The sequence below is a fragment of the Natribacillus halophilus genome (genome assembly GCF_900100185.1).
Classification (GTDB): domain Bacteria; phylum Bacillota; class Bacilli; order Bacillales; family Marinococcaceae; genus Natribacillus; species Natribacillus halophilus.
In genome coordinates this window covers 95,316-101,395 of the sequence record NZ_FNEN01000005.1, presented here as the reverse complement: position 1 = coordinate 101,395, position 6,080 = coordinate 95,316, and the positions used below count along the sequence as shown (strand labels likewise).

Here is a 6,080-nt window from a genome sequence, read left to right as displayed (position 1 = left end):
GTTGTTATACCCCAAAAGCAGGGCATCTCACTCCGAGAGGGAGAAGAAGCGTGTTGTTATACCCCAAAGGCAGGGCATCTCACTCCGAGAGGGACAAGAAGCGCGTTGTTATACCCCAAAGGCAGGGTATCTCGCTCCGAGAGGAACAAGAAGCGCGTTGCCATACCTCAAAAGCAGGGCATCTCACTCCGAGAGGGCGATGTGATCTCCCTCGGGCTCGTCTTAGAAAGGCGATTTTTATTTCCCTTAAAAATCATTTTACTTTGACTTCACCTTGTGTGCTCAAAGGTATCGAATTCCAAATTCTAGCCTTTGGAATGTAAGCTGGCATAATGCTGAGTTCACTGATAAATTTTTAGATATCGCTGATATCTGACTCGGGTTCGGGGGATTCCATTAAAAGCAAAGGTCATGGCGGTGTTGATTCTATGGGTCTCTTTGTTGTTTACAATCTTTTTCCTTATTCTATTGGTGAGCATTCAATGGTTGTTGTTATTCATTGGCTCGTGTGTCACATGGTTTATCCTTAAGCAAAAGACGTTGTATTTAAGCGAATCGCCGCACGACAAACAGCAAGCTGAATGATAAAAGCACAATCGCGATCACCCACGTCCACGCGAGAGCCGTGTTGCCGGCTTCCAACGCGGTGAAGATGGCGATGGGCATCGTTTGCGTACGTCCGGGGATATTGCCGGCAAACATAAAAGTGGCGCCGAACTCACCGATCGCCCGAGCGAAGCTTAATATGAGACCGGTGACGAGTGAACGGGAGATCAATGGCATGGATATGTAAAAAAACACTTGCCATTCACGGGCGCCATTGACACGAGCCGCTTCCTCAATTTCAGGCTCAATCGTGCCGAGCCCCGTTTTTACGGACTGATACATAAAAGGAAATCCGACCACAACGGCAACGAGAACGGTGGCTGCCCAAGTGAACATCAAGGACTGTCCGAAGACAACATCCAGGATTTGCCCTGCCCAACCCTGCGCGCCAAAAATAATGATGAACAGAAAGCCGATAACGGTTGGCGGCAGAACCGTCGGCAACATGAACAATGTTTCCATGAGTGTTTTTCCGAAAAAACGCGCCCGAAACATCCAGCGACCGAGGACGATCCCGAGCACAAAGATGATCACCAGCGCGGTAAAGGCCGTCTGGATTGAAATCAAAACAGGGCTCCAAAACTCATTCATCGATGGTCACCTCGTATCCATACGCCTCGTATACCGCCTTGGCTTCATCGCTGACAAGAAAGTTGTACACTTCCAACGCCGCTTCCGGTTGATCGGTCTCCTCGATGATTCCAAGCGGATATATAATATTCCGGTGCAAGGACGTGTCAATCTTCTCCACTGTTTCGACGTCTTCGGAAGAAGCGGCATCGGTGGCAAACACAAATCCGGCGTCCACATTATTAGTTTCATTGTACGTAAGGATTTGGCGAGCGCTCCTCGCCTGCACTATTTTATCGTCCAATATTCCCCACATCTGTAAATTCTCCAATGTTTCCTGCGCGAACTTTCCGGCCGGAACGCTCTCCGGCGTTCCGATCGCGATTGTTTCAATGTCGCTATGCGCCAATTCCTCTAAGTTAGCGATAGGCGTTTCCGTAGCAGCGGGTTTTATCAAGACGAGCTTATTCCCGAGTAAATCCATCGATTGTTCCGGGTTAATTTTTTCAGCTTCGAGCAAGGCAGCAAAATCAGCTTCCGATGCAGAGAAAAAAATATCGAAAGGTGCGCCCTGTTCAATTTGCCGTTGCAATGCCCCTGACCCGCCGAATTGAAAAACGACATCGATATTATCTATGTGATTTTCGATTTCCTCTTCCAGTTCATGAAAAACAGGTTGCAAACTGCTCGCTGCAGCCACCTGTACCTCGGTAGGTTCCTCTGGTTCCTGGGAAGATGCACAGCCGCTTATAAAGATCATCATCAGAATGAATATGTATGTTTTCATTTCGCAAGGAATGGCTCCCCTAACTCAGCTGCAAAATATCAGCATTCCGTTGTTCCTGCTCCTGCGGCTCGGCGAGGTCGTACTTTTTCAATAAATGAAAGAGTTCATTGAGTGTTTCCTGCGCTTGTTCTTGCTGCAAAAGGTGGACAGATTTGTCGTAAACGTCAGTCGGCAAAAATTCGCGTTGACTTTGCAACTTTTTCTGTACTTCTTCAGGTGTGTGATCGATCGGGCAAGATCCCATGATGATCGACTCTCCTTTCTTATCTTACATAAGTGCAACTAAGGCTTTCGCCAGGCTTGGCGATAAGCCAAGTTTTCTTTACTTTATTCTCCCACAAACGCGTAGGGATGAAAAGTATGATAATATGTATATAGAATGTATGTTTCAAGGGAGAGGTTAGGATGAAACTCAGGACATTTGTCCGGTTAAAAGCTCTTTCTTTCGCAGGGAACTGCTCGCGGCTTGATCCCTTGATTTGTTTTTCCTTTTTATTCCTTTTGGGTCGCTTTTTCCTGTTTGCTCAGGACATTTACCGATCAAATCTTCCCGGTCCTGGATGAGATGGTCATCATCACATAAAAACAAAGGTCATCCTCCTTTTCTGCCTGTTTTTAAGGCTTCATCCTTTGAAAATAATCACTGACCATCACTTTGACACAATTTTTGCCGACCGCATGGATAAAGTCAGTAATGGTCGTATCCATTTGTTCAATGGCTTGATGAGAAAATGAATGTCGTTCTTCATGGTTAAAATCATCGCCATACCGTATAATCAGTTCCAATTCATGCTCCTCGCTGATCGCGGTCGCTTCGATATCGTACGAGTGGACATTATGAGTTGACTCCAATTCAATGGTGACGTGTTGGTATAAGGAAGGGGAAACCACCCGTAACAGTCGTTCCCGTTTCCAATCCCGTCCCTCGGCTTCCATGTTGCACCTCCAATGCCGGGTTAATGCTCCGGCAAAATTTTCTCCTCTTCCTGATTGTGTAAGACATCGACGAGAATCAATGCCTGAAACCGTTGGAGTACTTGGTCATTAATGCCTTCGGTGCCGAGCAGCTCCTTAATCTCTTCGACGAGCAGCCGTAAGAGATCATGGTCACGCGTTAAACCAATGACGGCTTCATTCAATTCCGCCGACTCCTCGGCCAGTTCTTTATAGAGTCCCTCTTCTTCGGAGGCCGCATGCTGTAAAGTCCGCGTTTCCCAATGTTCAACACCGATATAAGCCGTCTCCAAAGCCTTTTCGTATTGTTCCTTTTTGAGTAATTCCTCGAGTATATCAGTGATTTCTCGAGCCTCATTCAAGGCGGCTTCATGGATGGAAGAGTGGCTGTCAACTTTCCGCAACGCCGGTCCTGAAGTCATTTGTCTCAGCTCCTTTTCCATATATTTCAGGATGTAGGCAAAGATCACCATCCCAAAGCAGTAGACTAAATCGATTATAAAAAAACATTAAGGGTAAAAAAGTGATTTTTATCACACATAGGAGAATTTTGTTATGTAAGAATGGAGTATAGTGCATAATGAGGGGGACTTGCATGAGTGAAGAGCAACATGTTCGTTTGATTGTCACAAGACAGAATCATCCGGAGGCCTCGCTTTATACAGAGACCTTTGCTATTCCATATCGTCCGAATATGAATGTGATCAGCGCGTTAATGGAAATTCGACGAAACCCGATCACTGTTGATGGCGTGGAAACGTCGCCGATGGTGTGGGACATGAATCGTCTGGAGGAAGTGTGCGGAGCATGTTCGATGGTCATTAATGGCTGGCCCCAGCAGTCGTGCGCGGCGCTTATCGACGACTTGGAACATCCCATCCATCTGGAGCCAATGAAAACATTTCCGGTCGTCCGCGACCTGATCGTGGATCGCAGCCAAATGTTCGATTCCCTGAAGAAAGTAAAAGCCTGGATTCCCATCGATGGAACGTATGACCTTGGGCCCGGTCCGCGATGGCTGAAAATAAACGGCAATGGGCGTACGAACTTTCCAAATGCATGACTTGCGGGGTCTGCCTGGAAGTCTGTCCGAATGTCAATGACCATTCCAATTTTATGGGGCCCGCTCCCGTCATTCAGCCTCGCCTTTTTAATGCGCATCCATCCGGGAAGATGCATAAAAGCGAGCGTTTGCAGGGGATTATGGGTGAAGGTGGTTTACAGGATTGCGGGAATGCTCAAAATTGTGTGGAATCGTGCCCCGAAAGGCATCCCGATCACGACATCGATCGCCGCTCTCAACCGTGATATGAGCCTGCAATCTTTCCGTAATTTTTTTGGCGATCGTTAATGGTTAGGCTATGGAAGCAAGCAGGCTTGCTGTCACGTTAAGCCTGCTTTATCTTCTTTTAATTCTGATTCTTGATTTCCTCCAACTCATCTTCAGTGATGTTTGTTATTTCAATAATTTCTTGAGCTGAATAGCCTTTTTCTAGCATAACTTCAGCAATTTCTTTTGTATTTTGTCTTTTTATTTCCTCTTCTTCCCTTCTCAGCTTTTCAAATACAGGTTTGAACGTCGGTGGGTCGGGAAACGAAGTATCATGCATAAGGCTCACCTCCTCTTCTACTTTTGAGCTAAACTCACCTTGTAGCTTTTGGTCCATTTCCTCAGGCATAGCCAACAAAAAATCGACAAACAATATCAACGAAGTAGTATTCTCGCGTGAGTAGTTCTTGTGACGGATGATCAAGTCGAACAGCCGGCGTTTGAATTGATAGCGGTCATCGGCGTTTTTTTCACTTTTTAGGGCGTATTTACCGGCTAATACGACGAGGGCAAAAGGGTTGTTTGAATGCAGTAGCGTTTCTTCATCCTCACGCCAAATCTTATAGGTGTTGTAGGCGTAGGTTAGATTCGTTCCGTGGAAATGGTAGTCGTAGGATGTGGGATGGAACGACCGGTCAGCATCGGTGAGGAGAGCAATGGCATAGATCTTTTGGTTGTACTTGTCGAAAATACGGTAGAAATATTGAAACATTCGTTCCGCAAAATCATCTTCTTTGTCGCGTTGGACCTCAACATGAACAAGAATCCACTGTTCTTTACCGTCTTGTAGATGCACTTTCATGAGTTTGTCCGTGTACTTCGTCCCTTTTTTCACCGGAAATGTGCGTTTAAGTTCCTGTTCCAGTGAGTCAGGTTGCTTGCTCCAATCCATTTGTTCGTAAAGATCGGGAGCAAAAAATAGCATGAATGGTTCGAACAGATCGGTGATCACTTTTTTCCAAAGGCCGTCATGGTCCAAATGCCGGGCGGGTTCTTCCCGGACGAGTACTGGCATCGCATTTGTCATTATTTTACCACATCCTTTGTTTGAATATGAACATCCTTATAGGCAGAATACCATAAAGCAGAAATGAAAACAAGTGTTCCTGTATTATTTTTCATAAAAATAACTGCAAATATAAAGGGAAGTACTGGATCGTATAAATAAAGTGACTCCGGCCAAAATTAATGAAGGTAAGGATCATGTCATGTGATCTTTTTAAATAAAAACAGCTGGAGGCGTTCCTATGAGCGAAGTTATTCGTCCTGAAGTTGAAGCCAACGACCACGCAGTGGCTGAAGAGGTCAGTGGACTGAAAGAGCAATTGCAACAAATGCAGCAGCAAAATAATCAACAATCGTCCGGACAAAGTCAACAGTCATCTGGCCAGCAGGGTTCCAACCAGCAGTTGGATTCGTTGGTTCAACAACTGCAACAATTCAGCGACCAAACGACGCAACAGAGCCAACAAGCCGATCAGCAACTTCAGCAGTCGATGCAACAAGCCGTTGATATTTTGAGCCAGGGTTTGCAGACCGTGCAATCCAATCAGGCTTTAAGCCAGGTGAATCAAGCCTTGAAACAAGCCGAGCAACAACTTGACCAAATCAACCAGCAGTCAAAACAACAGCAACAAAGCCAACAAGGCCAGATGGGTCAAATGGGCGGCCAGCAAGGCCAGCAACAAGGTTCACAATCAGCGCAAGGGCAACAACAAAGCTCGCAGGGACAGTCCGCGCAAGGGTCGCAGGGAAGCCAAAGTTTTCAATAACCTTCCCATTGGGTCATATAACGCTGCTTTGGCGTTATATGGCCTTTTAAGTTAGGATGTG

8 protein-coding genes and 1 pseudogene are annotated in these 6,080 nt (G+C 46.1%); 2 read left to right on the top strand and 7 right to left on the bottom strand.

What is annotated here, in order from left to right; genetic code table 11:
- Positions 1-546: 546 nt before the first annotated feature.
- The 6 genes from modB to BLS58_RS07750 form a co-directional block, all read right to left on the bottom strand.
- Positions 547-1,197: a molybdate ABC transporter permease subunit gene (gene modB / locus BLS58_RS07770; protein WP_090397664.1), complete on the bottom strand. Its 651-nt coding sequence runs from the start codon at positions 1,195-1,197 to the stop codon at positions 547-549.
- The gene (gene modA / locus BLS58_RS07765; protein WP_090397662.1) at positions 1,190-1,963 is read right to left on the bottom strand and encodes a molybdate ABC transporter substrate-binding protein; all 774 of its coding nucleotides are present in this window, start codon (positions 1,961-1,963) and stop codon (positions 1,190-1,192) included. The genes modB and modA overlap by 8 nt, the downstream gene beginning before the upstream one ends.
- Positions 1,964-1,982: 19 nt before the next feature.
- Positions 1,983-2,207, bottom strand: coding sequence for a group-specific protein (locus BLS58_RS07760; protein WP_090397659.1), 225 nt, complete (start codon positions 2,205-2,207; stop codon positions 1,983-1,985).
- Positions 2,208-2,375: 168 nt separating this feature from the next.
- The gene (locus tag BLS58_RS17500) at positions 2,376-2,552 is read right to left on the bottom strand and encodes a hypothetical protein (RefSeq protein WP_176764663.1); all 177 of its coding nucleotides are present in this window, start codon (positions 2,550-2,552) and stop codon (positions 2,376-2,378) included.
- A gap of 26 nt (positions 2,553-2,578) precedes the next feature.
- A complete protein-coding gene (locus BLS58_RS07755; protein WP_090397657.1) occupies positions 2,579-2,899 on the bottom strand; it encodes a hypothetical protein in 321 nt (106 codons plus the stop codon).
- 20 nt (positions 2,900-2,919) lie between these two features.
- Positions 2,920-3,339 carry a hemerythrin domain-containing protein gene (locus tag BLS58_RS07750; RefSeq protein ID WP_090397655.1) on the bottom strand — a complete coding sequence of 140 codons (420 nt, stop codon included), beginning with the start codon at positions 3,337-3,339 and terminating at the stop codon, positions 2,920-2,922.
- A 173-nt stretch (positions 3,340-3,512) separates the two neighbouring features.
- Between BLS58_RS07750 and sdhB the strand changes: the two are divergent.
- Positions 3,513-4,268 (top strand): annotated as a pseudogene (gene sdhB, locus BLS58_RS07745) (succinate dehydrogenase iron-sulfur subunit).
- A gap of 58 nt (positions 4,269-4,326) precedes the next feature.
- Here sdhB and BLS58_RS07740 read toward each other — a convergent pair.
- The gene (locus BLS58_RS07740) at positions 4,327-5,274 is read right to left on the bottom strand and encodes an Rpn family recombination-promoting nuclease/putative transposase (protein ID WP_090397653.1); all 948 of its coding nucleotides are present in this window, start codon (positions 5,272-5,274) and stop codon (positions 4,327-4,329) included.
- 220 nt (positions 5,275-5,494) lie between these two features.
- On the opposite strand from BLS58_RS07740, the gene BLS58_RS07735 reads away from it, so the two are divergent.
- Complete coding sequence (locus BLS58_RS07735) at positions 5,495-6,019, top strand: hypothetical protein (protein ID WP_245723104.1); 525 nt, start codon at positions 5,495-5,497, stop codon at positions 6,017-6,019.
- Positions 6,020-6,080 lie beyond the last annotated feature (61 nt).